This is a genomic window from Lysobacter sp. GX 14042, from assembly GCF_021390425.1.
GTDB lineage: Bacteria > Pseudomonadota > Gammaproteobacteria > Xanthomonadales > Xanthomonadaceae > Novilysobacter.
The window spans coordinates 327,870-354,513 of the sequence record NZ_JAJUWY010000002.1 but is presented as its reverse complement, the minus strand read 5'-3'; the positions used below and the strand labels follow the sequence as shown (position 1 = coordinate 354,513).

The window sequence follows — 26,644 nt, the reverse complement described above, 5'->3', positions numbered from 1 at the left end:
GCAACCCTCACCCAATCCTCTCCCGCTTGCGGGAGAGGGTAAACGCGACGACAAGGTGACCCCTATGCAGCAGCGCGGCTACATGTCCGGTTTCGGCAACGAGTTCGCCACCGAGGCGATCGAGGGCACGCTGCCCATCGGCCGCAACTCGCCGCAGAAGGTCGCCCACGGCCTGTATGCCGAGCAGCTGACCGGCACCGCCTTCACCGCGCCGCGCGGCAGCAACCGGCGCAGCTGGCTGTACCGCATCCGTCCCGCGGCGATGCACGGCCCGTTCCAGCCGCTGCCCGGCAACGGCCGCTTCCACAACGACTTCGGCGACGGGCCGGTGACCCCGGACCAGCTGCGCTGGGACCCGCTGCCGATGCCGGCCGACGACGCGTCCACCGATTTCCTCGATGGGCTGTTCACCATGGCCGGCAACGGCGGGCCGGCGGCAATGACCGGCATGGGCGTGCACCTGTACGCGGCCAACCGGTCGATGGAAGGGCGCTTCTTCTACGACGCCGATGGCGAGCTGCTGGTCGTCCCGCAGTACGGCCGGCTGCGCATCGCCACCGAGCTGGGCGTGCTGGAGGTCGAGCCGCAGGAGATCGCGGTGATTCCGCGCGGGGTGCGCTTCCGGGTTGAACTGCCGGACGGCGCCGCGCGTGGCTATGTCTGCGAGAACTTCGGCGCATTGCTCAAACTGCCGGACCTGGGGCCGATCGGCAGCAACGGGCTGGCCAACCCGCGCGACTTCCTGACACCGGAAGCACGCTACGAGGACGCGGAGGGCGACTACGAGCTGGTCGCCAAGTTCCAGGGCCACCTGTGGCGCGCCGACCTCGGCCACAGTCCGCTGGACGTGGTCGGCTGGCACGGCAACTACGCGCCCTACAAGTACGACCTGCGCCGCTTCAACGCCATCGGCTCGATCAGCTACGACCACCCGGACCCGTCGATCTTCCTGGTGCTGCACTCGGCCAGCGACACCCCGGGCACCAGCAACATCGACTTCGCGATCTTCCCGCCGCGCTGGCTGGTGGCGCAGGACACCTTCCGCCCGCCGTGGTTCCACCGCAACATCGCCAGCGAGTTCATGGGCCTGGTGCACGGCGCCTACGACGCCAAGGCCGAGGGCTTCGTGCCCGGCGGCGCCAGCCTGCACAACTGCATGACCGGCCACGGGCCGGACGCGGCGACCTTCGACAAGGCCTCCGCCGCGGACCTGTCCAGGCCCGACGTGGTGACCGACACCATGGCCTTCATGTTCGAGTCGCGGGCGGTGATCCGCCCGACCGAACAGGCGCTGGAAGCCGCCCACCGCCAGCGCGGCTACCAGGCCTGCTGGGCCGGATTGCACAGGAACTTCACCGCGTCCTGAGCCGACCGGTTCGCGTCCGCTTCACCACCGGCCGCTAGCCTGCGGGCGTTCCGCAACGGAGTCGCCCGCATGAACGCCACGCTTTCCCTGGCAGCCCTGCTGTCGCTCGCACTCGCCGCCTGCGGCGGCGAACCTCCCGCCGACACGCGGCCCACACCGGCCGCCGGGGACCCCGGCGGAGGCCGCGATGTCCCGGGCGATGGCATCTCCGACGACATCGACGAGGCCCGCTACGACGGCGTCGGCCCGGCCCGCTTCGGCATGAGCGCCGCGGAAGTCCGCGCCGCCTGGCCCGGCGAGCTCAACGGCGGCCCCGGCGACGAGGGCGAGGCGTGCTACCACCTCAACCCGGTCGGCCAGCCGGACATCGCCTACTTCGCGCTGATGTTCGGCGACGGCCGCTTCGTGCGCTACTCGGTGGCCAACCAGACCATGACCGCCCCCGGTGGCGGACAGGTCGGCATGGACGAGGCGGCGCTCGAACAGCTGTACGGCCCCGGCATCGAGCGCAGCGCGCACAAGTACGTCGAAGGCGGCGAGTACCTGCGGATCGATCAACCCGGCGGCGGAGAGGGCGTGCTGATCTTCGAAACCGACGCCGCCGACACCGTCACCGAGTGGCGCGTCGGGCTGCTGCCGCATGTGCTTTACGTGGAAGGTTGCGCCTGAGGGGGGAGGGATAGGCTTCGGAGAGGTCGCGGGGGGAGCCGGCTGCTGCGAGGGGGGTGCTCCGCGCTCCTGACGGCATCCATGCCTTTAAGTCGCGGCGCAGGCCCGCTCCGCGGTCCGGCCCGGCGCAGCGCGCCGGGCGTTCAGCCGGGCGCGCGGCTTCACCCATGGCCTGCTCTCTGCACCCCCCTCGCAGCAGCCGTCTCCCACCACGACGCTGCTCCTGCGGGGGCTTGGTGTGGGCTTCGGGGACGGCACCGTGTGCGGGTGGTGCGGGCCTGGTGACAGGTCGGGGTCCCGGGCGCGGCCTGCGGTCTGACCGGGTTACGTGGGTGGAGATCACCACACACAAACACCTCCTCCACCGTCATCCCCGCGCACGCGGGGATCCATCGGTAGCGGTGTACTTTCAGGAAGGCGTGCCTCCGAAGCCATCGTCAACTGTCGGAGCCGGCCGTCTTGGGGACGGGCCGCCCGACTTCAAAAAGGGCCGAAGGCCCGTCAGGAGGGCGGCCTGTCCCCCACGGCAGCCGGCTCCCCCGCGAAGGCTCCGAAGGACTACGCGCCCACCCGGAAAACCCCAACGTCCATGGATCCCCGCGTGCGCGGGGATGACGGAGCGTTACGCCGGCTTGAGGAAGCCGATCGGTGCCGCCGCCCCGGCGGTCTCGTCCTCGAAGGTGACCACCTCCCAGGCGGACTGCTCGGCCAGCAGCGCGCGCACCAGCTTGTTGTTGAGCGCGTGGCCCGACTTGAAGCCCTCGTAGGCGCCGATGATCGGATGGCCGGCCAGGTACAGGTCGCCGACGGCGTCGAGGATCTTGTGGCGGACGAACTCGTCGGCGTAGCGCAGGCCGTCCTCGTTGAGGACGCGGAACTCGTCCAGGACGATGGCGTTGTCCATCGAGCCGCCCAGGCCGAGGTTGCGCTCGCGCATGTACTCCAGGTCGCGCATGAAGCCGAAGGTGCGGGCGCGGCTGACTTCCTTGACGTAGTTGGCGCTGGAGAAGTCGATCTCCACGCTGGACTGGCTGTCCGGGATCGCCGGGTGGTCGAAAACCACGGTGAAGGCGACCTTGAAGCCGTCGAACGGCTTGAAGCGGGCGACCTTGTCGCCTTCGGTCACCTCGACCTCGTGCTTGATGCGGATGAAGCGCTTGGGGGCGTCCTGCTCGACGATGCCGGCCGACTGCAGCAGGAACACGAACGGACCCGCCGAGCCGTCCATGATCGGGACCTCGGGGGCGGACAGTTCGACGAAGGCGTTGTCGATGCCCAGCCCGTGCAGGGCCGACATCAGGTGCTCGACGGTCTGGACCTTGGCGTCCCCGCAGCTCAGGCCGGTGCACAGGGTGGTCTCGGTGACCAGGTCGGCACGGCCGGGCACCTCGACCACCGGGTCCAGGTCGATGCGGCGGAACAGGATGCCGGTGTCCACCGGGGCCGGGCGCAGGGTCAGGAAGACCTTGTTCCCGCTGTGCAGCCCCACGCCCGTGGCGCGGATGACGTTCTTCAGGGTGCGCTGGCGGAGCATGGGGGCAGTGTAGGGGGGTGGTTGAAAGCGGCGGAAGATTAACACGGGGGCGGCTGAAACCCGGATGAAACGGGGGAGAGCCAGGAACGAGTAAAGAGGAGTGAGAAACGAGTGAGGGCGCGTTGCCGGCTTATGCCGGCATCCGGCAGCGCCACGAAAGCGAGGAGCCGTATTTCAGCGGCGTCATCCCCGCGTACGCGGGGATCCAGGGACGTCCATGGGTTCCCGCGTCCGCGGGAACGACGGCCGGTCCGCGGGAACGACGGAGCAGCGACGGCCAGCGGAGGAGCAAGCCCCGCTCCTACTCACTCCTCACTCCTCTTCACTCACTCCTCGCTCCCCCTCGTTCCTCGCTCTTCAGTCGGCCTGGCGGCGCAGGAACGCCGGGATGTCCAGGTAGTTGTCGTTGCCGAAGTCGGCGGCGGCGACGGCGGGTTCGGCGGCCGGGGCCGGGCTGCTGGCGCGCAGGTTGCTGACGAAGCTGGGGGCGCGGGTCGGGGCCTGGGCCTCGTCCTCGACCATCTCGGCCTGGCCGGTGGTGCCGTTGCGGACCAGCTTGATCGGGGCGCGCACTTCGTTCTCGCGGCCGTTGCGGGCCACGCCGCGGTTCAGGCCGGTGGCGACCACGGTGACCTTGACCTCGTCCTGCATGTCCGGGTCGAGCACGGTGCCGATGACCACGGTGGCGTCCTCGCTGGCGAAGGCATCGATGGTGCGGCCGACCTCGTCGAACTCGGCCATGGTGAAGTCCGGGCCGGCGGTGATGTTGACCAGGATGCCGTTGGCGCCCGACAGGTTGATGTCGTCCAGCAGCGGGTTCTGCACCGCGGACTCGGCGGCGGCCTGGGCGCGGTCGTCGCCGCGGGCGGCGCCGGTGCCCATCATCGCCAGGCCCATCTCGCTCATCACGGTGCGCACGTCGGCGAAGTCGACGTTGATCAGGCCGGGGCGGACGATCAGGTCGGCGATGCCCTGGACGGCGCCCAGCAGGACGTCGTTGGCGGCGCGGAAGGCCTGGATCATGGTCGCGTTGCGGCCCAGCACGGTGATCAGCTTCTCGTTGGGGATGGTGATCAGCGAGTCGCAGTGGTGGCTGAGTTCCTCGATGCCCTTGAGCGCGACCTGCATCCGGCGGCGGCCCTCGAACGGGAACGGCTTGGTGACCACGGCCACCGTCAGGATGCCCATCTCCTTGGCCAGCTGGGCGACCACCGGGGCGGCGCCGGTGCCGGTGCCGCCGCCCATGCCGGCGGTGATGAACACCATGTCGGCGCCTTCCATCGCGTCCATCAGGCGCTCGCGGTCCTCCAGCGCGGCCTGGCGGCCGACTTCGGGGTTGGCGCCGGCGCCCAGGCCCTTGGTGACGTTGTCGCCCAGCTGCAACTGCAGCTTGGCGCCGCAGTTCTTGATCGCTTGGGAGTCGGTGTTGGCGGTGATGAACTCCACGCCATCGACGTTGTTGCTGACCATGTGGGCGACCGCGTTGCCGCCGCCGCCGCCGACGCCGATGACCTTGATCACCGCATTGGGCGCCATGTTCTCGACCAGTTCGAAGTTCGCCATGTCCGTGTCCTCTCTTGTGGGGGTCTTGGGTGTTTGAATTCAGGTGGAAGTGTTGAAGCGGGAAATCAGAACGCGCCGCGGTACCAGTCCTTGAGCCGGTTCAGGAACGTGCCCGCGCGCCCGGCCGACAGCACCGGTCTTCGGGGGTTCTCGATCTGGCTCCCCATCAGCAGCAGGCCCACGCCGGTGGCGTGCACCGGGTTGCCGACCACTTCGCCCAGGCCGGTGACGTGTTGCGGGATGCCCAGCCGCACCGGCATGTTGAGCATCTCTTCGGCCAGTTCGATCACGCCTTCCATCTTGGCCGCGCCTCCGGTCAGGACCATGCCGGCACGTACGTGCTGCTCGAAGCCGCTGCGCCGCAGCTCGGCCTGGACCATCTCGAAGATCTCCTCGTAGCGCGCCTGCACCGCCTGGGCGAGCGAGGCGCGCGGCATCCGCCGCGGGGGGCGGTTGCCGACCGAGGGCACCTGGATGGATTCCTCGGCGGTGGCCATCTGCGCCAGGGCGCAGGCGTAGCGCACCTTGATCTGCTCGGCCTCCGGGGTCGGGGTGCGCAGCATGTGCGCGATGTCCTCGGTGACCTTGTCGCCGGCGATGCCCAGGCTGGCCGAATGGGCGATCGCGCCGTGCACGTAGACCGCGATGTCGGTGGTGCCGGCGCCGATGTCGACCAGCGCCACGCCCAGTTCGCGTTCGTCGTCAGTCAGCACCGCGTTGGCCGAGGCCAGCACGCCCAGCACCAGGTCGTCGACCTGCAGCGCGCAGCGCTCCACGCACTTGGTGATGTTGGTCGCCGCCGACTGGGCGCAGATCACCAGGTGGGCGTGGACTTCCAGCCGCACCCCGCTCATGCCGACCGGGTTGCGGATGCCTTCCTGGGAGTCGTCGAGCACGTAGTCGCGCGGGATCGCGTGGAGGATCTTCTGGTCGGCCGGGACCGCGACCGCCTTGGCCGCGTCGAGCACCCGCTCCAGGTCGCCGTGGGTGACCTCGCCGTCGCGGATCGGGGTCACGCCCTGGGAGTTGCGGCACTGGATGTGGCTGCCGGAGATCGAGGCGTAGACCGAGTTGATTTCGCAGCCGGCCATCAGCTCGGCTTCCTCGATCGCCCGCTGGATCGACTGCACGGTGGAGTCGATGTCGACCACCACCCCGCGGCGCAACCCGCGCGATTCGTGGCTGCCGATGCCGATTACCTCGATCGGATTGTCCGCCCCGGCGCCGGGTACGTACTCGCCCACCAGCGCCACCACCTTGGAGGTGCCGATGTCGAGGCCGACGATGAGCGACTTGTCACCCTTGCGATTCATGATGCTTCCTGTGGTTGCGCCGGGACTTCCGCCCAGCGCAGTGCGAAACCGTTGGTGTAGCGGAGGTCGGCCTGCTCCAGTTGCTGGCCGGGCTGGGGCAGCAGGCGCGGCAGCAACCGGGCGAAGCGCGCCAGCCGGCTGCGGGCCTGGCTGCGGCCGACCACTACCCGGGTGCCGTTGTCGAGCGCCAGGGTCCAGCTGCCGCGCGCGTCCAGGTCGAGCGCGCGCACGTCCAGGCCCTGCTGCCGGAACAGCCCGTGGGCCTGGTTGAACAGTTCGACCACCTCGCCGGTCCGGCCGTCCGGGCCGTGCAGCAGCGGCAGCGTGGCCGGGACCTCGGCGCCGGCGGCGTCGAACAGCGTGCCCTGCACCGACAGCAGCCGGTCCTCGCCCCAGCGGGCGAACGGCACGTGTTCGACCAGGCTGACCTCGAGCACGTCCGGCCAGCGCTTGCGGACCTCGGCGCGCTCGACCCAGGGCAACGCGGCGACCGCGCCGCGGGCGCCGTCCAGGTCGACCGCGAAGAAGCCCTGGCGGGCGTAGGGCAGCAGCGTCTCGCGCAGGCGGGCGTCGTCGACGCGCTCGAACTGGCCGGTCGCGCGCAGGGTGGTCAGCGGCCAGCGCTCGGCGCCGATCCAGCCCTTGAGCACGGCCACCACCGGCAGCGCGACCAGCGCCACCGCGAGGACCCAGACCACCAGGCGGGCGATCGCATTCACTGCCGCGCGCCCTCCCCGACCGTCGCCTCGAGCACGCGCCAGCACAGCGTCGGGTAGTCGACCCCCAGCTGCGCGGCGGCCTTGGGCACCAGCGAGTGGCTGGTCATGCCCGGGGCGGTGTTGACCTCCAGCAGGTACAGCGCGCCGCTGGCGCGGTCGCGCATGAAGTCGACCCGGCCCCAGCCGTGGCAGCCGGCGGCCACGAAGGCGGCGCTGGCCAGGCGGCGGATCTCGTCCTCGGCCGCGCCCTCCAGCCCGGGGCACAGGTAGCGGGTGTCCTCGGCCTGGTACTTGGCGTGGTAGTCGTACCACTCCCCGGCCGGGACGATGTGGATCGAGGGCAGCGCAGCATGGGCGTGGCCGTCGAACAGGATGCCGACGGTGAGCTCATCGCCGTTGATCATCTGCTCCATGAGCATCTCGCCGGGGTAGCGCGCGGCGAGTTCGACCGCGGCCTCCAGGCCGGACTCGTCGAGCACCCGCGACACGCCCACGCTGGAGCCTTCCGAAGACGGCTTGACGATCACCGGCAGGCCCAGCGCGCGGGCCGCGGCGCGCACGTCGGCGCCCTTCTCCAGGCGCACGTAGCGCGGGGTCGGCAGGCCCTCGGCCAGCCACACCTGCTTGGTGCGGATCTTGTCCATGCTCAGCGCGCTGCCGAGCACGCCCGAGCCGGTGTAGGGCACGCCCAGCGCCTCGCACAGCCCCTGCAGCACGCCGTCCTCGCCGCCCCCGCGGTTGCCGTGGAGGATGTTGAACACCCGGTCCACCCGGCCTTCGCCGATCGCCTCGACCAGGGCCGGGATGCCATCGACGGCGAAGGCGTCGACGCCGCGCGAGCACAGCGCTTCGAGCACGTTGCGGCCGGAGTCCAGCGACACCTCGCGCTCGGCGCTGGTGCCGCCCATCAGCACCGCGACGCGGCCGAACACCGCCGGGTCGGCGAAGCGGGCCGGGGCGAGCACGGGCGCGGTCATCGCGGGTCCTCCTGGCGGCCGCGGAGGCCCTCGCGGGCGACCTGCTGGGCCACCTGGCCGATGTCGCCGGCGCCCATCATCAGCAGCAGGTCGCCGTCGCGCAGCACGTCGGCCAGGACTTCGGGCAGTTCCTGCGCCGGGCCGACCACCACCGGATCGATGCGCCCGCGGGCACGGATCGCGCGCGCCAGCGCGCGCTCGTCGGCACCGGCGATCGGCGCCTCGCCGGCGGCGTAGACCTCGGTCAGCACCAGCGCGTCGATCTCCGACAGCACCGCGGCGAAGTCGTCGAACAGATCGCGGGTGCGGCTGTAGCGGTGCGGCTGGAAGGCGACCACGATGCGCCGGTCCGGCCAGCCGCCGCGGGCGGCCTCGAAGGTCGCCGCCAGCTCCTTGGGGTGGTGGCCGTAGTCGTCGACCACGGTGACCAGCCCGCCGCCCGGCAGCGGGGCCTGGGCCAGCAGGTTGAAGCGGCGGCCGATGCCGGCGAAGGCCTCCAGCGCACGGGCAATGGCCTGCGGCTCGATGCCCAGCTGCCAGCCGACCGCGGCCGCGGCCAGGGCGTTGAGCACGTTGTGCCGGCCCGGCAGCGCCAGCATGATCGGGCAGCGGGCGCCGTCGGGCAGCACCAGGCTGAAGCGCATGCGCCCGCCGTGCTGCTGCACGTCCTCGGCGCGCACCTCGGCCTCCGGCGAGACGCCGTAGCTCATCACGTGGCGCGGGGTCGCCGCGGCCAGTTCGGCGACTTCCGGATCGTCGATGCACAGGATCGCCACGCCGTAGAACGGCAGCCGGTGCATGAACTCCAGGAACGCCGCCTTGACCTTGGCGAAGTCGCCTTCGTAGTTCTCCAGGTGGTCGGCGTCGATGTTGGTGACCACTGCCATCTGCGGGTTCAGCCGCAGGAAGCTGCCGTCGCTCTCGTCGGCCTCGGCCACCAGCCAGTCGCCACCGCCGAGCCTGGCGTTGGCGCCGGCCGCCAGCAGCTGGCCGCCGATCACGAAGGTCGGGTCCAGCCCGCCCTCGGCCAGCACGCTGGCGGTCAGCGAGGTGGTGGTGGTCTTGCCGTGGGTGCCGGCGATGGCGATGCCGCGCTTGAAGCGCATCAGCTCGGCCAGCATCTCCGCCCGCGGCACCACCGGGATCTGCCGCGCGCGGGCCTCGACCAGTTCCGGGTTGTCGGCGCGGATCGCGCTGGAGACCACCACGCAGTCGGTGCCGACCACGTTCCCGGCCTCGTGGCCCTGGTGCACGGTGATGCCCAGGCCCTGCAGCCGGCGGGTGACCGCGTTGTCGGCGCGGTCCGAACCCGACACCGCGTAGCCCAGGGTGCCCATGACCTCGGCGATGCCGCTCATGCCGGTGCCGCCGATGCCGATGAAGTGCACGCGCTCGGCGGCGTGGGCGAGGTCGCCCCGGTCCTGCATGCGGCGGCGCAGGGTACTGCTCATGCCTTGGATTCCATTTCGAGGACGGCCGAGGCCACCGCGTCGGCGGCGTCGGGACGGGCCAGCGCGCGGGCGGCCTGTGCCATCGGCAGCAGGTCGGCTCGCTCGGCGAGGATTTCCAGCGTGGCCGAGAGCCGGCGGGCGAACTCCAGCGGCGCCTCGCCCTCCGGCAGCAGCTGGGCGGCGCCGCGATCGACCAGGTACTCGGCATTGCGGGTCTGGTGGTCGTCGACCGCGGCCGGGAACGGCACCAGCAGCGAGCCGACGCCGGCCGCGCACAGCTCGGCCAGGGTCAGCGCACCGGCGCGGCAGACCACCAGGTCGGCCCAGGCATAGGCCTGCGCCATGTCGGCGATGAACGGCTCCAGCGAAACCTGGAAGTCGTCGTCCCCGCGTACGCGGGAACCCTCATCGGCCCCGTCGTTCCCGCGTACGCGGGAACCCATGGACGCCACCCCCTCTCCCGGCGCGAACCCCGCATTGCGGTAGGCCTCGCGCGCATCCTCGATCTGCTGCTCCCCGCACTGGTGGCGCACCTCGCAGCCGCCGATGCGCCCGCGCAGCACCGCCAGCGCCGACGGCAGCGCGCGGTTGAGCGCGCGGGCGCCCTGGCTGCCACCCAGCACCAGCAGCCGCAGCGGGCCCTGGCGACCCTCGAAGCGCTGCTCCGGCGCCGGCACCGCCGCGATCGCCGCGCGCACCGGGTTGCCCACCACCTGCTCGTTGTCGAAGGTGTCCGGGAAGCCGGTCAGCACCCGCCCGGCCCAGCGCGCCAGCACCCGGTTGGTCAGCCCGGCGGCGCGGTTCTGTTCGTGCACCACCAGCGGGATGCCGGCCAGCTTCGCGGCCAGTCCGCCCGGGCCAGCGGCGAAGCCACCGAAGGACACCACCGCCCGCGGCTGGTGGGTGGCCAGCAGCTTGCCGGCCGCGCGCAGCGCGCCCAGCAGGCGGAACGGCGCGGCCAGGGTGGCGGCCAGTCCGCGGCCGCGCAGGCCGGCCACCTCGAGGGTATCGATGGCGATGCCGTGCTGCGGCACCAGCCGGGTTTCCATGCGCCCGGCCGCGCCCAGCCAGCGCACCGGCACGCCGCGCGCGCGCAGCGCGTCGGCCACCGCCAGTCCGGGGAAGATGTGCCCGCCGGTGCCGCCGGCCAGGATCATCACCGGACGCCCGCCCGCCACGCCACTCATGCCAGGCCTCCCAGGGTCGGCTCGACCCGCTGGCGCAGGCGGCTGGTGCCGCGGCTGGCGACCGGTGCCGGCATGTCCAGCGCCGGCTCCGCCACGGGGTTCCCGTCGCGGCGCTTGCGCCCGCGGAGCGGGGCCGGCGCGGCGGGCGTGTCCGCCGTCGCCGGGGCACTGGCCGCGACCGGCGGCGTCTCGCCGCGCAGCAGCGCGACCTGGCGCCGGGCGCGGTCGAGCTCGTAGCTCACCCGCAGCAGCAAGCCCATCGCCATGCAGGTCATCAGCGCCGAGGAGCCGCCCGAGGAGATCAGCGGCAGGGTCAGGCCCTTGGTCGGCAGCAGCCCGAGGTTGACGCCGATCGAAACGAAGCTCTGCAGCCCCACCCACAGCGCGATGCCGAAGGCGCAGTAGCCGGCGAAGTGGCGGCGCATGCGCACGCACTGCAGGCCCAGCCACAGGGCACGGCCGACCAGCCCGGCGAACAGGGCGATCACCACGCACACCCCGAAGAAGCCGAACTCCTCGGCGATCACCGCCAGGATGAAGTCGGTATGCGCCTCGGGCAGGTAGGACAGTTTCTGCACCGAGCCGCCCAGGCCGACCCCGAACCACTCTCCGCGGCCGACCGCCATCAGCGCGTTGGTCAGCTGGTAGCCGGCGTTGAACGGATCGGCCCAGGGGTCCAGGAACGAGGTCAGCCGGCGCATGCGGTAGGGCTCGGCGATCGCGATCACCGCCAGCACCGGCAGCAGCAACAGCATCGGGCCGAACATCCGCGGCATGTTGACCCCGCCCAGCACCAGCATCCCGCCGGTGATCGCCAGCAGCAGCGAGGCCGAGCCGAAGTCCGGCTGGGCCAGCAGCAGCGCGACCATCACCAGCACCGCGCCGATCGGCTTGAGCATCGCCTTCCAGGTCGCGGTGACCTCGTCGCTGTAGCGCTTGAGGTAGCTGGCCAGCCAGACGATCAGCAGCAGCTTGACCGCCTCGACCGCCTGGAAGCCCGACACCCCCAGGTTGACCCAGCGCCGGGCGCCGTTGACCTCGCTGCCCAGGCCGGGGACGAACACCGCGATCAGCAGCGCGAAACAGCCCAGCAGCAGCCACTGGCCGTGGTGCTCGATGGTCTTGAGCTCGGTGCGCATGACCCACACCGCCAGCGCCGTGCCCAGCGCCAGGAACATGCCGTGGCGCACCAGGTAGTGGAAGGGACCGACGCCGTAGTCGACCGCGATCGCGATCGAAGCCGAGCCGACCATCACCACGCCCACGCAGCCCAGCGCGCAGGCGATGGCCAGCAGCCAGCCGTCGAAGCGGCCGCCGATGGCGTCGATGCGGGTGGCCTGGCGCGCGGATTCGTTCATCAGCGCACCTTCAACGTGGCCAGGCCGACCAGCACCAGCACCACCGAGATGATCCAGAAGCGCACGATCACGCGCGGCTCCGGCCAGCCCTTGAGCTCGAAGTGGTGGTGGATCGGCGCCATCCGGAAGACGCGCTTGCCGGTCAGCTTGAACGAGGCGACCTGGATCATCACCGACAGGGTCTCGATGACGAACACGCCGCCCATGATCACCAGCACCAGCTCCTGGCGGGCGATCACCGCGATGGTGCCCAGCACCGCGCCCAGCGCCAGCGCGCCGACATCGCCCATGAACACCATCGCCGGATAGGTGTTGAACCACAGGAAGCCCAGCCCGGCCCCGGCGATCGCCGCGCAGATGATCACCAGCTCGCCGGCCCCCGGCACCCGCGGGATCTGCAGGTAGTCGGCGAAGTTGGCGTGCCCGGAGGCGTAGGCGAACACCCCCAGTGCGCAGGCGACCAGCACCGTGGGCATGATCGCCAGCCCGTCCAGCCCGTCGGTCAGGTTGACCGCGTTGGAGAAGCCGACGATCCAGAAGTACGCGACCACGATGATCCCGGCGCCGATCGGCAGCGCCAGGTCCTTGAACAGCGGCACGTAGAAGGTGGTCAGCGCCGCGGTATCGGCGGTGAAGTACAGGAACAGCCCGGCAGCCAGGCCGAAGACCGACTGCAGCAGGTACTTCCAGCGCGACTTCAGCCCGTTCGGATCGCGCTTGGCGATCTTGATCCAGTCGTCGTACCAGCCGATCGCGCCGAAGGCCGCCATCACCGCCAGTACCAGCCATACGTACTTGTTGCGCAGGTCGCCCCACAGCAGCACCGCGGCCAGCACGGTGAGCAGGATCAGCCCGCCGCCCATGGTCGGGGTACCGGCCTTGGAGAAGTGGCTCTCCGGACCGTCGGTGCGGATCGGCTGGCCCTTGAACTGCGCCAGCCGGCGGATCACCGCCGGGCCCCACCACAGCGACAGCGCGAGCGAGGTCAGCGCCGCCAGGATGCCGCGGAAGGTGAGATAGCCGAACAGCCCGAACACGCTCTCGAGCTGTTCCAGCCAGCGCGCCAGTTCAAGCAGCATGGTCGGCGCCCTCCCGTGCGTGGCCACCCGGCCCCGTTCCGCCCGCCAGCAGCGCACGCACCACCCTGTCCATCGCGCTGCCGCGCGAACCCTTCACCAGCACCCTGATTTCCTTCTGTTCACCGTCGTTCGCACCGTCATTCCCGCTCGTTGCTCCGTCGCTCCCGCTCGTTGCTCCGTCGTTCCCGCGAACGCGGGAACCCATGGACGTCGCCAACGCGCGACGCACCGCCTCCGCCACCTCGTCATGGCGCCCGAGCACCACCCCGCCCTCGCCGAACGCCCGCGCCGCGGCGGCCGCCAGTCCGCCCAGCGCAAACAGCCGGGTGATGCCCGCCGCCTTCGCCCGGCGTCCGGCCTCGGCATGCATCGCCTCGGCGTCGGCACCCAACTCGCGCATGTCGCCCAGCACCAGCCAGCCCTCGCCCGGGCCTTCGGCCAGGGTGTCGATGGCCGCGGCCAGCGAGCCGGGGTTGGCGTTGTAGCTGTCGTCGATCAGCAGTGCGCCGCCGGCCAGCGGGTGGGCGGCCAGGCGGCCCTCGACCGGGCGCGCGGCCGCCAGCCCGCGGGCGAGGGTGGCGGCCGGCACACCCATCCCGAAGGCCAGCGCGGCGGCGGCCAGGGCGTTGCGCACGTTGTGGCGTCCACGCAGCGACAGCGCGACCGGCGCCTCGCCAGAGGGGGTGACCAGCACGAACCGCGAGCCGTCGGCGGTGGCGCGCACATCACGCGCGGTGATGTCGGCGCTGGCCTCCAGCCCGAAGCGGACCAGCCGGCGGCCGTGGGCGCGCTCGGCAAAGAACGGGGCGAAGGCGTCGTCGGCATTGATCACCGCCACGCCGTCGCGCGGCAGGGCGTCGTAGACCGCGGCCTTGGTGTCGGCGATCGCCAGCAGGCTGCCCATGCGCTCCACGTGCGCCGGGGCGATGTTGTTCACCAGCGCCGCATGCGGGGGCGCGATGCGCGCCAGGTAGGCGATGTCGCCCGGCTTGCCGGCGCCCATCTCGTAGACCGCCACTTCGGCGTCCTCGGGCGCGCCGAGTACCGCCAGCGGCAGGCCGATCTCGTTGTTGAAGTTGCCCGGGTTGCCGTAGACCTCGGCGAAGGCCCCGGCCAGTACCGGCAGCAGCAGCGACTTGACGCTGGTCTTGCCGTTGCTGCCGGTGATCGCCACCACCCGGGTATCGCGCCCGCGCTGCACCCCGGCGGCCAGCTGCGCCAGTGCCAGCCGGGTGTCGGCGACGCGGACCTCCGGCAGGCCGGCGTTGACCGGCCGCGAGACCAGCAGGCCGGCGGCGCGATCGGCGATGCTGCCGTCGAGGTGCTCGTGGGCATCGAAGCTCTCCCCGCGCAGGGCGACGAACAGCACCTTTCCGGCCTCCGGCAATGCGCGGGTATCGGTGGCCAGGGTGTCGACGGTCGCGTCGGCCCCGCGCAGGGTGCCGCCGGTCAGGCGGGCGACCTCGGAGAGCGTCAACGGCTTCATGTCCAGCGCTCCAGTGCCGCACGCGCGACCTGCGCGTCATCGAAGGGATGGCGCACGCCGCCGATTTCCTGGTAGGGCTCATGGCCCTTGCCGGCGACCAGCACGATGTCGCCCGCACGGGCACCGGCGACAGCGCGGTCGATGGCCTTGCGGCGATCGCGCTCGACGACCAGCCGCTCGCCGTCGGGTTCGCTGCCGAAGCCGGGAAGGATGTCGGCCACGATCGCGTCGCCGTCCTCGCCGCGCGGGTTGTCGTCGGTGACGATCACGATGTCGGCGCCGTCGCGGGCGATCGCCGCCATCTGCGGACGCTTGCCGCGGTCGCGCTCGCCGCCGCAGCCGAACACGCACGACACCCGACCGGCCGCATGCGCGCGCACCGCCTCCAGTGCCTGCTGCAGGGCATCGGGGGTGTGGGCGTAGTCGACCACCACCAGCGGCCGTGCCCGGCCATCGGCGGAGGCGCCGCCGAGCCGGGTCATGCGGCCGTGGACCGGCTGCAACCGGCCCAGCGCCGCGGCGATCGCCTGCGGGGCGACGCCCAGCGCGAGCAGCGCACCGGCGACCGCCAGCAGGTTGTCGACGTTGAAACGCCCCAGCAGCGGCGAGCGCACGGTGTGCTGCTCGACCGGGGTCGCCAGCTCGAAGCCGATGCCGGCATCGTCGAACTGCAGCTCCACCGCCGACAGTCCGGCTTCGGCAACCCCGCGCGAGGACACGCCGACCCGGCGCACGCCCTCCGGCAGCGCCGCGGCCAGTTCGCGGCCGAAGGGGTCATCCAGGTTGACCACCGCCGCCTTCAGCCCGGGCCAGGCGAACAGCCGCGCCTTGGCCGCGCCGTAGGCCCGCATGTCGCCGTGGTAGTCGAGGTGGTCGCGGCTGAGGTTGGTGAACACCGCCACGTCGAAGTGCACGCCGTCCACCCGCCCCTGGTCCAGGGCGTGGGAGCTGACCTCCATCGCCGCCGCGGTGGCGCCGGCGTCGCGCAGCTGGCCGAGCAGCTCGTGGGTCTGCAGCACCAGCGGGGTGGTGAAGCCGGTGGGCACCAGCTGCCCGTCCAGGCCCACGCCCAGGGTGCCGAGGGTCGCCGCGCGCACCCCCAGCGCCGCCCAGGCCTGGGCCAGCAGCTGCACGGTGGAGGTCTTGCCGTTGGTGCCGGTCACCCCGACCACGTCCATGGCCGCGCTGGGCCGGCCGTGGAATTCGTCCGCCATGGCGCCCAGCCGGGCGCGCAGGCCGGGCACGGCGATCGCATCGGCCGGCGCGGGGTATTCGGCGGGTGCCGGCGGCTGGTACAGCACCGCCGCGGCACCGGCCTGGCGGGCCTGCTCGACGAAGGCCAGGCCGTGGGTGCCGAAGCCGGCGATCGCCACGAAGGAATCGCCCGGGCCGACCTGGCGGCTGTCCATCACCAGCCCGGTGACCTCCAGCGCGGGGTCCAGGCCCGGCACGTCCGGCAGCAGCCGGGCCAGCGGCATGGCCGGGGCGCGGCGACGGCTCACGGTCGGCCTCCGCCGGTGACGGCGGGCGCGGCGGTGGCCAGCGGCAGGACCGGGGTGGGTTCGCTGGCGCCGCGCTTCTTCGCCTGGGCGGCGATCCAGGTTTCGATGTCGTCCGGCGGCACGTCCATCAGCCGCAGTGCGCCTTCCATCACCGACTTGAACACCGGGGCCGCGGTCGCGCCGCCGCCGTAGCCATGGCCCTTGCTGGCGTCGGGCTCGTCGATCAGCACCGCCATGGCGAAACGCGGGTTCTCCACCGGCACGACGCCGGCGAACAGCGCCACGTAGTCGCGCGAGTAGCCGCCGGTGCTGCTGAACTTGCGCGCGGTGCCGGTCTTGCCGGCGACGTGGTAGCCCAGGATCGCCGCCCCGGTGGCGGTGCCGCCGGTCTCGGTGACGGTCTGCATCATGTGCAGCAGCGAATCCGACAGCGCCGGCTCCATGATCTGCTCGCCCTCGCCCGCACCGCCCTTGACGAAGGTCGGGGTGAGCCGCCGGCCACCGTTGGCGATGGCGGCGTAGGCGACGGCGATCTGCAGCGGCGTGGCCGACAGCCCGTAGCCGTAGGACATCGTGGACTTGCTGGTGCCGCTCCATTGCGCCGGCGCGGCCAGCAGGCCCGACGCCTCGCCCGGGAAGCCGCTGCCGGGCTTGCGGCCGTAGCCGAAGCGCTGGATGAACTGGTGGAAGTAGCCGTCGGGCAACTCGCGCGCCAGCTTGGCCGAGCCCACGTTCGAGCTCTTGGTCAGCACGCCGGTGGCGGTCAGCGCACCGTAGTTGCGGAAGTCGTTGATGGTGTAGCGGCCGTTGGAGATGTACCCCGGCGAGGTGTCGACGATGGTGTCCGGGGTGACCAGGCCGTGCTCCATCGCCGCGGCCACGGTGATCGGCTTCATCGTCGAACCCGGTTCGACCACGTCGGTCACCGCGCGGTTGCGGCGGGCATCGCCGCTCTGCCCATCCAGCTGGTTGGGGTTGTAGCTGGGCAGGTTGGCCATGGCGAGGATCTCGCCACTGTGCACGTCCAGGATCACCACCGAGCCGGCCGCAGCCTTGGCCTCGGTGATCGCCCGGCGCAGCTCGCGGAAGGCCAGGTACTGGATCCGCCGGTCGATGCTCAGCACCAGGTCGCGGCCCGGTTCGGGGGCGCGCAGCAGGTCGACGTTCTCGATGATCCGGCCCTGGCCGTCGCGGATCACCCGCTTGGCGCCCGGGGTGCCGCTGAGCCAGTCCTCGAAGGCCAGCTCCAGGCCTTCCTGGCCGTGATCGTCGACGTTGGTGAAGCCCAGCACGTGGGCCAGCGCCTCGCCCTGCGGGTAGAAGCGGCGGTACTCGCGCTGGCTGTACACGCCGGGGATGCCCAGTTCCAGCACCTCCCCCGCGGCGGCCGGGTTGATGCGCCGGCGCAGGTACATGAATTCCTTGTCGGCGCGCTGGCTCAGGCGGCTGGCCAGGGTGTCGGCCGGCACCGACAGCGCGGCGGCCAGCTCGCCGATGCGATCGGTGTGCTGCAGCAACTCCTGCGGGTTGGCCCACAGCGACTCGACCGGGGTGGACACCGCCAGCGGCTCGCCGTTGCGGTCGGTGATCATCCCGCGCGAGGTGGCGATCGGCAGCTCGCGCAGCGCCCGCGCATCGCCCTGGCGCAGGTAGAACTCGTTGTCGACCACCTGCACATGGAACGCGCGCGCGACCAGGGCGATGCCGCACAGCGCGAGCACCCCGCCGACCAGCGCCACCCGGTGGGTGGCGTTGTAGCCGATGGTGCGGCGCGCGCCGGGCTTGCGGCCGCGCCCGCGCACCCGCTCCAGCAGCGCGCCGACGGCGCCGGGAGCTTCGCGGTTCCCGCGCGCGCTCATGGCTGCACCACCACGATCTCGCCGTCGCCGGGGAACTTCATCCCCAGCCGCTCGCGGGCGACCTGGTCGATGCGGTTGGCCTCCGCCCAAGTGGCCTGCTCGAGCTGCAGGCGCCCGAAGTCGATGTCCAGCTCGTCGCGCACGTTCTCCAGCCGGCTGAGCTCGACGAACAGCACGCGGTGCTGGTGCCGCGCATGGACCACCGCCAGGGCGCTGGCGACGACGGCCACCACCAGCACGGTCAGCAGCAGGTTGCGGGTCATGCGGCACCCCCGGCAGGCAGCTTCTCGGCCACCCGCAGCACCGCCGAGCGCGCGCGCGGGTTGCCGGCGAGTTCCCCTTCGCCGGCCTTGATCGCGCCGCCGATGGCGCGCAGCCGGGCGGTGAACTCCGGCGCCACCGGCATCCGGCGGTTGGCCGCCGGCGGCCTGGCGTGGCGGTTGATGAACTGCTTGGTGATGCGGTCTTCCAGCGAATGGAAGCTGATCACCGCCAGCCGCCCGCCCGGGGCCAGGCAATCCAGCGCGGCATCGAGCCCGGCGTGCAGGTCGTCGAGCTCATGGTTGATGTGGATGCGGATGGCCTGGAAGCTGCGCGTGGCCGGGTGGATCCGGTTGCGGTCGGCGCCCGGCTTGCCGCGCGGCACCACCGCGGCGATCAGCCCGGCCAGCTCGGCGGTCCGGGTCAGCGGCGCGTCGGCCCGGCGGGCGACGATCGCCCGGGCGATGCGCCGGGAGTGGCGCTCCTCGCCCAGGGTCCACAGCACGCCGGCGATCTCCTCCTCCCCGGCACGCGCCAGCCAGTCCGCGGCGGTCTCGCCACGGCTGGAGTCCATGCGCATGTCCAGCGGACCGTCCTTGCCGAAGCTGAAACCACGGCCGGCGACGTCGAGCTGCGGCGAGGACACGCCCAGGTCCAGCAGGATCCCGTCCAGCCCGGTGGCCGCGTCCCAGCCGGCCATCGCGGTGAAGCTGCCATGGAAGATCGCGACCCGCGGGTCCGCGCCGAAGTCGCGGCGGGCGACCTCGATCGCCTCCGGGTCCTTGTCCATCAGCAGCAGCCGGCCGTCGGCATCCAGGCGCTCGAGCACCCCGCGGGCATGGCCACCGCGGCCGAAGGTGCCGTCCAGGTAGCGCCCCCCGGCCCGCACCGCCAGCCCGTCGAGGACCTCGCGGTACAGGACGGGAAGGTGGCCGGAAGTCGTCGCGCGCTCCATGCCACCGGCGCTCACAGTGGCAAATCCAGCAGGTCGTCGGTGAGGTCCTCGTCGGACAGCACCGCCCTGACCTGCGCCGTGTGGGCCTTCTCGCTCCACAGCTCGAACTTGTCGCCCATGCCCAGCAACACGGCCTTGCGCTCGATGTCGATCGCCTCGCGCATGCTCTTGGGCAGGGTGATGCGGCCGTTGCCGTCCAGTTCGACGACCGTGGCCGCGCCCACCACCTTGAACTGCATCAGCCGGTTGGCGGTCTTGACCTTGGGCAGGCGGTTGACGTGGTCGCGCAGCGGCTCCCAGGCCTCATAGGGGAAAATCCACAGCGAGCCGCCGTCGAACGGGTTGTAGGTGATGACCAGCCGGTTGCCGTGATCACGCGCGACCTGGTCGCGGAAGGCGGTGGGAACCGCCATCCGTCCCTTGTCGTCGATCGTGATGGCGGTCTCGCCCTGGAACATCGCCTGCCTGCTGGTGGTTGTCGCGCCCTTGCCTGGGCACCTGCGGATGCATACGGCCCGGATTACCGTCTGCAGCCACTGAAAACCACAAAAAACCCGGTTTTCCCTCGGATGTCCACCTTAAGGATGGGTCAGGGCGAAGTCAACGAGTCGTGCGCCGGATTTTCGCCAACACCATCAATGACTTGCGCCAGACTTGAGATGCTTTCTCAAGATACCGGGGCTAGCTGTTGTTTAGGCAGGCTTTTCCCCATTTGGCACTTGTGGAGGGGGCGTGAAGCCCAGTGCCGGCGTGACCGCGTTCACTTTCCGCTGCAGCGCAGCAGAGGCGAGGAACGAGTGGAGAGGAACGAGGAACGAGTGGCAGCTGCAACGCCAGCCGCTCGAACGCGCCTTGACGGGCACTGCTGAACACACGGGCCACCCCACCGTTCCCCACTCCCCCAACCGCGGCCCGCCCCGTTAGACTTCCCCCGCGGAGTCGGCCAGGCAGTCGCGTCATCCCTCCGGGGATGCCGAGGAAAGTCCGGGCTCCACAGGGCACGGTGCCAGGTAACGCCTGGGCGGCGCGAGCCGACGGAAAGTGCAACAGAGAGCAGACCGCCGAACGGTCCCGGGTTCGAAAGGGCGCGGGACGCGTGGCAAGGGTGAAACGGTGCGGTAAGAGCGCACCGCGAGTCTGGCAACAGACCGGCACGGCAAACCCCACCGGGAGCAAGACCAAATAGGGAGGCAATGCCGCGGCCCGCGGTGTCTCCGGGTAGGTTGCTTGAGCGTATCGGTGACGATGCGCCCAGAGGAATGACTGTCCACGACAGAACCCGGCTTATCGGCCGGCTCCGCGCTTTTTCCTTCCCCGTCATCCCCGCGCACGCGGAAGTGGTCTTCGGAGAGGTCGCTGGGGGAGCCGGCTGCTGCGAGGGGGGTGCTCCGCGCTCCTGACGGCATCCATGCCTTTAAGTCGCGGCGCAGGCCATCCATGGCCTGCTCTCCGCACCCCCCTCGCAGCATCCGTCTCCCACCACAACGCTGCTCCTGCGGGGGCTGGGTGTGGGCTTCGGGGACGGCACCGTAAGCGGGTGGTGCGGGCCTGGTGGCAGGACGGAGGTCCCGGGTGCGGCCTGCGTGGGTACGTGGGTGGAGATCGCCACACAACAAACACCACCCCCTCCACCGTCATCCCCGCGCACGCGGGGAGCCATGGACGCGGTGTCGTATCCGGAAGGCGTGCCTCCGAAGCCATCGACACCCGCCGGAGCCGGCTGCCGTGGTGGGACGGGCCGCCCGACTTCAAAAAGGGCCGAAGGCCCGTCAGGAGGGCGGCCCGTCCCGCCACGGCGGCCGGCTCCCCCGCGACGTATCCGAAGGACCACGCGCGCGCCCCGGAGAAGCAAGACCAACGTCCATGGTTCCCCGCGTGCGCGGGGATGACGGGAGGCTATCGATCGATGCCGTATTTGCGGAGCTTTTCGACCAGCGTGGTGCGGCGCAGGCCAAGCTTGGGGGCGGCGTGGGCGACGACGCCGTCGGCCTCGTCCAGAGCCTGTTTGATCAGTTCGAGCTCGATGTCCGCCAAGTGGGACTTCAGGTCCAGGCCGCCGGGTGGCAGGGTCGCCAGTGGCGAGAGCTGGCTGGGGTCGACGGAGCCGGTGGCCGCGCGGGCGGCGACGGGTTCGGGCGGCGGCTCGGGCGCGGTCATCGGGCGCAGCGGTTCGGGTTCCGGCGCCGGAGGGGCGTCGGCGCGGTAGCGCGCGGGCAGGTCGTCGGCGCGGACCTTGTCGCCGGGGTGCAGGACCGCCAGGCGCTCGAGCAGGTTGGCCAGCTCGCGCACGTTGCCCGGCCAGCGGTAGTGGCGCAGGACCTCGAGCGCGTCGGGCGCCAGGGCGACCTTGCCGCGGCCGGAGCCGGCCAGCTGGGCGGTGATGGAGGCCACCAGCGCCGGCAGGTCGTCGGCGCGCTCGCGCAGCGGCGGCATCTCGATGGGGAACACGTTGAGCCGGTAGAACAGGTCCTCGCGGAACTTACCCTCGGCGATGTGGGTTTCAAGGTTGCGGTGGGTGGCGGCGATGACCCGCACGTCGCACTGCATCAGCTGGTTGCCGCCGACCCGCTCGAAGGTCCGCTCCTGCAGCACGCGCAGCAGCTTGACCTGCATCGCCAGCGGCATGTCGCCGATCTCGTCGAGCAGCAGGGTGCCGCCCTCGGCCATCTCGAAGCGGCCCTTGCGCTGGGTCAGCGCGCCGGTGAAGGCGCCTTTTTCGTGGCCGAACAGCTCGCTCTCCAGCAGGTCCGGCGGGATCGCGCCGCAGTTGATCGCGACGAACGGCTTGCCGGAGCGCTTCGAGCGTTCGTGGATCGCGCGGGCGGCGACCTCCTTGCCGGTGCCCGATTCGCCCAGCACCAGCACCGTGGTGTCGAACGGCGCCACCTGGTCGATCATCCGGTTCAGCCGCAGGGTCGCCTCGCTGCGGCCGGTCGGACCGCCTTCGGCGGTGCGCTCGCGCTGCTCGTCGTCGCCCAGGCGCTTGAGGCTGGCCTTGCGCAGGGATTCCTGCAGTTGCGCGCGACGCACCGGGTAGTCCAGCGGCCACACGGTTTCCGGGTGGAAGCGGGCGCGCCAGCCAGCCTCCGGTTCGTGCCCGGGCAGCAGCAACAGCGGCGGGTGCAGGGCCTGGGTGCCGAGCCAGTCGACGAAACCCGGCCAGGCCGGATCACCGTCGACGTCGCCGACCACCACCGCCACCCAGTCGCTGGGCCGGGCGCGGTCCAGGTCGATGTCGCCGGGCTCGGCCAGCCGCGGGTTGAAGTCCATGAACTCCAGCAGGGTGGCCAGGCGCTCGGCGCGCTCCATGTCCCGGTCGAGCACGAGGATCCGCGATTCACTCATGACGCCGCGCCCCCCTCGGCAACCTCCGTGTTGGCGAGCGCCTCGAGCAACGGCAGCACTTCGTTGATGTAGGCCAGCTTGCTGACGAAGGCGTCGGCGCCGGCGCGCAGGGAATGCTCGCGGTGCTCGGCGTCATCGAAGTGGCTGGCGATCACCACGTAGGGCGGCTTGTCCTGGGCCTTGATCAGCCGGGTGGCCTGCAGCCCGCCCATCTCCGGCATGGCCAGGTCCATCAGCACCGCGTCGGGGCGCAGCCGGTCGCACTGCTCGATCGCCTCGATGCCGTTGTGCGCGGTGCCGGCGACGCGGATCCAGTCGACCCGGCGCAGGTGCCGCAGCGCGGCGTTGATGAAGCCTTCGTGGTCGTCCACCAGCAGGATGTCGAGGGTACGCATGGATGTCTCCGGTCAGGCGGTGGCACGCAGGGGTTGCGCCGGGCGGCGGCGCGAACGGGCGGGACCGATGTTCAGCTGGTCACGGTACTTGGCGACGGTACGCCGCGCGATGCGGATGCCGCGGCGGGCGAGCAGGGCGGCGATGGTGTCATCGGCCAGCGGGGCGTGCGACGGCTCGTCGTCGATCAGCCGCTTGACCATCGCCTTCACCGCGGCGCCGGATACCTCGGCACCTTCCAGCCGCACCGCGAACAGGCGCTTGAGTTCGAAGGTACCGCGCGGGGTCTGGATGTACTTGCCGGTTGTGATGCGCGAGACGGTGGACTCGTGCATGCCGATCTCGTCGGCGACCTCGCGCAGGGTCAGCGGGACCAGCGCCTCGTCGCCACGGGCGAGGAAGCCGGCCTGGCGCTCGACCAGCACCTTCGCGGTGCGCAGCAGGGTGTCGTCGCGCATCGCGATCCCGCGTACCAGCCAGCGGGCCTCCTCCAGCAGGCCGCGCAGGGCGGCGTGGCCGCTGCCGCCGCCCAGCGCGGCTTCGCAGTGGGCCGACACGCGTACCCGCGGGGCGCCGCGGGTGTTCAGGGCGACCCGCCAGCCGCCATCGAGGTGGCGCACCACCACGTCCGGGATCACCACGCCGTCCGGCGCGTCGGGCGCGTCCTCCACCGGCTGCGGACGCAGGGCGAGGATCAGCCCGCAGGCGCGTGCGATGTCGGCGGGATCGGCGCCGAGCGCCTGCGCCAGCGCCGCGTGGTCATGGGCCGCCAGCAGGTCCAGGTGCCCGGCGAGGATGCGGTCGGCGAGCAGGCGCCCGGCCGGGTCCGGGTCGCCGGTCAACGGCAGCCGGGCGAGTTGCGCACGCAGGCACTCGCCGGCGTCGGCCGCGGCCATGCCCGGCCACGGGCCGGCCAGCAGCCGCTGGCGGACGTGGAGCAGGGCGGCGGGATCGACCGCCAGTGCCTCGGCGCCGTCACGGGCGAGGCGGTCGACCGGCTGCTCCAGGTAGCCGCGATCATCGCAGTGGTCCAGCCACCACTGGGCCAGCAGCAGGTCGCCGCCGTCCCATTCCATCGCCAGTTCCTGCAGCAGGCGGACCCGCGGGTCGGTGGAGCTGCCGGCGGCGATGCGTGCCATGCCGTCGTCGTCACCGCCGATGCCGGCGCCGGTGCCGGAGGTGAAGGCGGGATCGGGCAGTTCGTCGAAGGCGGCGGCCTCCAGCGCAGCGGTGTCCAGTTCGGCCGCCTGGGCCTCGATGCCGGTCTCGCCGGCTTCGTCGTCCTCGTCGTGTTCCAGCAGCGGGTTGCGGTCCAGCGCCTGGCGCAGTTCCTGCTCCAGTTGCGGCGCGGTCAGCTGCAGCAGCCGGATCGACTGCAGCAGTTGGGGCGTCAGGTTGAGGCCCTGGCTGAGCTGGGCACGCACGCTGGTCTTCACGGTTTCTCCTGCGGCACCGCAATGGAACGGATCCTGCAGGGGAAATGGTGCGCCGCCGGTGACGTAAAGCGAATCGGGGCCGCCCTCAACCGGGTGGGGGCACACCTGCGCCCTGTAGGGCGATTCCCTACAGGACGACGGAACTCCGTCGCGTCCTACAGCGCCGTGGCGTCCAGCCGCATCGCCAGGCGCAGCAGCTCGGTGGCGTTGCGGCAGCCCAGGGTCGCCATCATCCGCGCCCGATGGGTTTCCACGGTCTTGACGCTGATGCCCAGGTCGGCGGCGATCTGCTTGCTGGTCCGCCCTGCGCCCAGCGCGGCAAGGATCTGCCGTTGGCGCGGCGGCAGCGAGTCGACCCCGCTGGCCGGCTGCGCCGGGGCGCGCAGCAGCGGTGCGGACACCTGCGGACTGAGATAGGTCCGCCCGGTCGCCGCGGCGCGCACGGCGATCTCCAGCTCGGCCGGCGCCGCCTCCTTGACGACGAAACCCGAGGCGCCGCGGTCCAGCGCCTCGCGCACGTGGCTGGAGTCGTCATGCATGGACATGATCACCACCGCGCTGCCCGGGCAGCGCAGGCGCAACTCGGCGAGCGCATCGAAGCCGTTGCGGCCGGGCATCGACAGGTCGAGCACGATCACGTCCGGGGCGTGCTCGCAGGCGCGGATCACCACCTCGTCGGCACTGGCGGCCTCGGCGACCACCTCGATGCCGTCGAAGGACTCCAGCAGCCGGCGCAGGCCGGCGCGGATCAGGGTGTGGTCATCGCAGATCAGGACACGCAGCACGCGGCACCTTGCAGCTCCGCCGGGAATCCGGCGCGTGGCGGAAACCTTAACGGAGCCGGGCGGCTCGTGCAGCCGGCGCGCGGTGTATCCGGGCGGCGGGTCAGCGCGGCTGGCGGCGCTCGGCCACCGCGCGCCGGTGGATGCGGAACAGGTGCCGCTCCAGGGCGGCGGTGAGCGCCGGGGTGTGGCCACTGAAGCGCAGCCACAGCCGGTGCAGTCCGTCGTCGCGGTCGCTGCCGACCACGCGGGCCGGCAACTCCAGGGTTTCCGGCAGCCAGTCGCAAGGCCGCACCCGCAGCATGCCGGGCTGCCCGGCCGTCACGCCCGGCGGGTCGTCGCCCAGCACCAGGCAGGCCCCATGGGCGGACCACTCCAGTGGCCGCACCGGATCGGCGTCGGCGTGGCGGCTGGCCAGCCCGGCGACCAGGGCGGTCAGCAGGTCGAGCTTGGCCTCGATGCGCTGCACGGCCAGGTCATGCAAGCCGCGCTCCTCGGGCTCCTCGCGGCCGTGGCTGTCCTCGACCACCGCGATTGCGCGCAGCAGGGCCTCGCTGCGCAGGCAGGCAAGGCGGCTGGTTTCGGCGTCGCCGCTGCCGGCAACGAACGCGGCCGGGCGCAGCTCGCCACAAGCCAGCGAGTCGCCGAAAACCGCTGCGTGGCCGGCGGCCGCGTTCATCGGTGCGCCCCGCCGGCGGCCTGGCGGTAGGCATTGCTGCCGCGGCGCTGGCCGCGCAGGCGCTGCAGCGCATCGGAGGCCTCGCCACGCGCCTGCTGCAATTCGGTGAGCAGCAGGCGTTGCTGGTCGAGCAGTTCCTGCCAGGCCTCGCGCCGGCCGGCTTCGATCCGGCCGGCGGCGATCGCCTGCTGGACCTCGCGGGCGTGCCCGCCGATCAGCTCGCCGGCTTCGTCCAGGCGGTCCTCGGCGATCGCGTTGCGGATGGCGGCGGCGGGCAGTTGCGGGATCATCGCGGCCTCACTGGGTCACGGCGGCCGGGGCCGGCGCGTCGGGATCGATCGCTTTCCAGGCCCCCTCGATGTCGCCCAGCAGCTCGTCGATCTCGGCCAGCGGCACGGCGTCATTGCCGGCGTTGGCTTCCACCAGCTTGCGCTGGAAATAGTCGTAGAGCGACTGCAGCCCGGCGGCGATGTCGCCCCCGGCCTTCAGGTCCAGCGTGCCGGACAGCCCGGCGATGATCGAACTGGCCTCGTTGATCGCCTTGCCCTTGCGCGCCAGGTCGCCGCGGCCGATGCAGGCCGCCGCCAGGCGGACCCGCTCGCGGGCGCCGGCAAGCATCAGCGACACCAGCTGGTGGGGACTGGCGTCCAGGACGGCGCTGCTGGCGCTGGTCTGGCGGTACTGGTTGGCGTAGGTGCGGGCGCTGTGCATGGGAGCCTCGAAGCCGGGT

24 protein-coding genes and 1 other RNA gene are annotated in these 26,644 nt (G+C 71.8%); 3 read left to right on the top strand and 22 right to left on the bottom strand.

What is annotated here, in order from left to right; genetic code table 11:
* The first annotated feature begins 64 nt into the window (after nt 1-64).
* On the top strand, nt 65-1,366 hold the full coding sequence (hmgA, locus tag LY625_RS05050) for a homogentisate 1,2-dioxygenase (RefSeq protein ID WP_233737994.1): 1,302 nt from the start codon (nt 65-67) through the stop codon (nt 1,364-1,366).
* Between the two features lie 69 nt (nt 1,367-1,435).
* Entirely contained in the window at nt 1,436-2,035 is a 600-nt protein-coding gene (locus LY625_RS05045; protein ID WP_233737993.1) for a lectin, read from the top strand.
* Between the two features lie 622 nt (nt 2,036-2,657).
* Here the strand turns inward: LY625_RS05045 and lpxC are convergent.
* The 15 genes from lpxC to LY625_RS04970 all read right to left on the bottom strand — a co-directional run bounded on the left by lpxC (nt 2,658) and on the right by LY625_RS04970 (nt 19,737).
* Nucleotides 2,658-3,569 carry a UDP-3-O-acyl-N-acetylglucosamine deacetylase gene (lpxC, locus tag LY625_RS05040; RefSeq protein WP_233737992.1) on the bottom strand — a complete coding sequence of 304 codons (912 nt, stop codon included), beginning with the start codon at nt 3,567-3,569 and terminating at the stop codon, nt 2,658-2,660.
* Between the two features lie 357 nt (nt 3,570-3,926).
* Nucleotides 3,927-5,132 carry a cell division protein FtsZ gene (ftsZ, locus tag LY625_RS05035; protein WP_233737988.1) on the bottom strand — a complete coding sequence of 402 codons (1,206 nt, stop codon included), beginning with the start codon at nt 5,130-5,132 and terminating at the stop codon, nt 3,927-3,929.
* A 65-nt stretch (nt 5,133-5,197) separates the two neighbouring features.
* Nucleotides 5,198-6,445 (bottom strand): cell division protein FtsA, encoded by a 1,248-nt coding sequence (gene ftsA, locus LY625_RS05030; protein ID WP_233737987.1) that lies wholly within the window; start codon nt 6,443-6,445, stop codon nt 5,198-5,200.
* On the bottom strand, nt 6,442-7,164 hold the full coding sequence (locus LY625_RS05025) for a cell division protein FtsQ/DivIB (protein WP_233737986.1): 723 nt from the start codon (nt 7,162-7,164) through the stop codon (nt 6,442-6,444). The genes ftsA and LY625_RS05025 overlap by 4 nt, the downstream gene beginning before the upstream one ends.
* Nucleotides 7,161-8,141 (bottom strand): D-alanine--D-alanine ligase, encoded by a 981-nt coding sequence (locus tag LY625_RS05020; RefSeq protein WP_233737984.1) that lies wholly within the window; start codon nt 8,139-8,141, stop codon nt 7,161-7,163. The genes LY625_RS05025 and LY625_RS05020 overlap by 4 nt, the downstream gene beginning before the upstream one ends.
* The gene (gene murC, locus LY625_RS05015) at nt 8,138-9,580 is read right to left on the bottom strand and encodes a UDP-N-acetylmuramate--L-alanine ligase (RefSeq protein WP_233738338.1); all 1,443 of its coding nucleotides are present in this window, start codon (nt 9,578-9,580) and stop codon (nt 8,138-8,140) included. The genes LY625_RS05020 and murC overlap by 4 nt, the downstream gene beginning before the upstream one ends.
* Before the next feature lie 8 nt (nt 9,581-9,588).
* Nucleotides 9,589-10,779 carry an undecaprenyldiphospho-muramoylpentapeptide beta-N-acetylglucosaminyltransferase gene (gene murG / locus LY625_RS05010; protein WP_233737983.1) on the bottom strand — a complete coding sequence of 397 codons (1,191 nt, stop codon included), beginning with the start codon at nt 10,777-10,779 and terminating at the stop codon, nt 9,589-9,591.
* Nucleotides 10,776-12,137: a putative lipid II flippase FtsW gene (ftsW, locus tag LY625_RS05005; protein WP_233737982.1), complete on the bottom strand. Its 1,362-nt coding sequence runs from the start codon at nt 12,135-12,137 to the stop codon at nt 10,776-10,778. Before ftsW ends, murG begins: the two co-directional genes overlap by 4 nt.
* Entirely contained in the window at nt 12,137-13,216 is a 1,080-nt protein-coding gene (gene mraY / locus LY625_RS05000) for a phospho-N-acetylmuramoyl-pentapeptide-transferase (RefSeq protein WP_233737981.1), read from the bottom strand. Before mraY ends, ftsW begins: the two co-directional genes overlap by 1 nt.
* Nucleotides 13,206-14,702 carry a UDP-N-acetylmuramoyl-tripeptide--D-alanyl-D-alanine ligase gene (gene murF / locus LY625_RS04995; RefSeq protein ID WP_233737980.1) on the bottom strand — a complete coding sequence of 499 codons (1,497 nt, stop codon included), beginning with the start codon at nt 14,700-14,702 and terminating at the stop codon, nt 13,206-13,208. The genes mraY and murF overlap by 11 nt, the downstream gene beginning before the upstream one ends.
* Entirely contained in the window at nt 14,699-16,180 is a 1,482-nt protein-coding gene (locus tag LY625_RS04990; RefSeq protein WP_233738337.1) for a UDP-N-acetylmuramoyl-L-alanyl-D-glutamate--2,6-diaminopimelate ligase, read from the bottom strand. Before LY625_RS04990 ends, murF begins: the two co-directional genes overlap by 4 nt.
* 20 nt (nt 16,181-16,200) lie before the next feature.
* Nucleotides 16,201-18,063, bottom strand: a complete 1,863-nt coding sequence (locus tag LY625_RS04985; RefSeq protein ID WP_343223459.1) for a penicillin-binding protein 2 — start codon at nt 18,061-18,063, stop codon at nt 16,201-16,203.
* Complete coding sequence (gene ftsL / locus LY625_RS04980) at nt 18,060-18,326, bottom strand: cell division protein FtsL (protein WP_233737979.1); 267 nt, start codon at nt 18,324-18,326, stop codon at nt 18,060-18,062. Before ftsL ends, LY625_RS04985 begins: the two co-directional genes overlap by 4 nt.
* Nucleotides 18,323-19,279, bottom strand: coding sequence for a 16S rRNA (cytosine(1402)-N(4))-methyltransferase RsmH (gene rsmH / locus LY625_RS04975; protein ID WP_233738336.1), 957 nt, complete (start codon nt 19,277-19,279; stop codon nt 18,323-18,325). Before rsmH ends, ftsL begins: the two co-directional genes overlap by 4 nt.
* Before the next feature lie 11 nt (nt 19,280-19,290).
* The gene (locus LY625_RS04970) at nt 19,291-19,737 is read right to left on the bottom strand and encodes a division/cell wall cluster transcriptional repressor MraZ (RefSeq protein ID WP_233737977.1); all 447 of its coding nucleotides are present in this window, start codon (nt 19,735-19,737) and stop codon (nt 19,291-19,293) included.
* Nucleotides 19,738-20,214: 477 nt separating this feature from the next.
* Here LY625_RS04970 and rnpB point away from each other — a divergent pair.
* Nucleotides 20,215-20,582: RNase P RNA component class A (rnpB, locus tag LY625_RS04965), an RNA gene on the top strand.
* 593 nt (nt 20,583-21,175) lie between these two features.
* Here the strand turns inward: rnpB and LY625_RS04960 are convergent.
* The 7 genes from LY625_RS04960 to fliS form a co-directional block, all read right to left on the bottom strand.
* Entirely contained in the window at nt 21,176-22,624 is a 1,449-nt protein-coding gene (locus LY625_RS04960) for a sigma-54-dependent Fis family transcriptional regulator (protein WP_233737976.1), read from the bottom strand.
* Nucleotides 22,621-23,019: a response regulator transcription factor gene (locus tag LY625_RS04955; protein WP_233737974.1), complete on the bottom strand. Its 399-nt coding sequence runs from the start codon at nt 23,017-23,019 to the stop codon at nt 22,621-22,623. Before LY625_RS04955 ends, LY625_RS04960 begins: the two co-directional genes overlap by 4 nt.
* 12 nt (nt 23,020-23,031) lie before the next feature.
* Complete coding sequence (rpoN, locus tag LY625_RS04950; protein WP_233737971.1) at nt 23,032-24,453, bottom strand: RNA polymerase factor sigma-54; 1,422 nt, start codon at nt 24,451-24,453, stop codon at nt 23,032-23,034.
* Between the two features lie 155 nt (nt 24,454-24,608).
* The gene (locus LY625_RS04945; protein WP_233738335.1) at nt 24,609-25,235 is read right to left on the bottom strand and encodes a response regulator transcription factor; all 627 of its coding nucleotides are present in this window, start codon (nt 25,233-25,235) and stop codon (nt 24,609-24,611) included.
* A 103-nt stretch (nt 25,236-25,338) separates the two neighbouring features.
* Nucleotides 25,339-25,914, bottom strand: a complete 576-nt coding sequence (locus LY625_RS04940) for a PilZ domain-containing protein (RefSeq protein WP_233737969.1) — start codon at nt 25,912-25,914, stop codon at nt 25,339-25,341.
* Entirely contained in the window at nt 25,911-26,204 is a 294-nt protein-coding gene (locus LY625_RS04935) for a hypothetical protein (RefSeq protein WP_233737968.1), read from the bottom strand. Before LY625_RS04935 ends, LY625_RS04940 begins: the two co-directional genes overlap by 4 nt.
* 7 nt (nt 26,205-26,211) lie before the next feature.
* Nucleotides 26,212-26,625: a flagellar export chaperone FliS gene (gene fliS / locus LY625_RS04930; RefSeq protein ID WP_233737966.1), complete on the bottom strand. Its 414-nt coding sequence runs from the start codon at nt 26,623-26,625 to the stop codon at nt 26,212-26,214.
* Nucleotides 26,626-26,644: the final 19 nt, after the last annotated feature.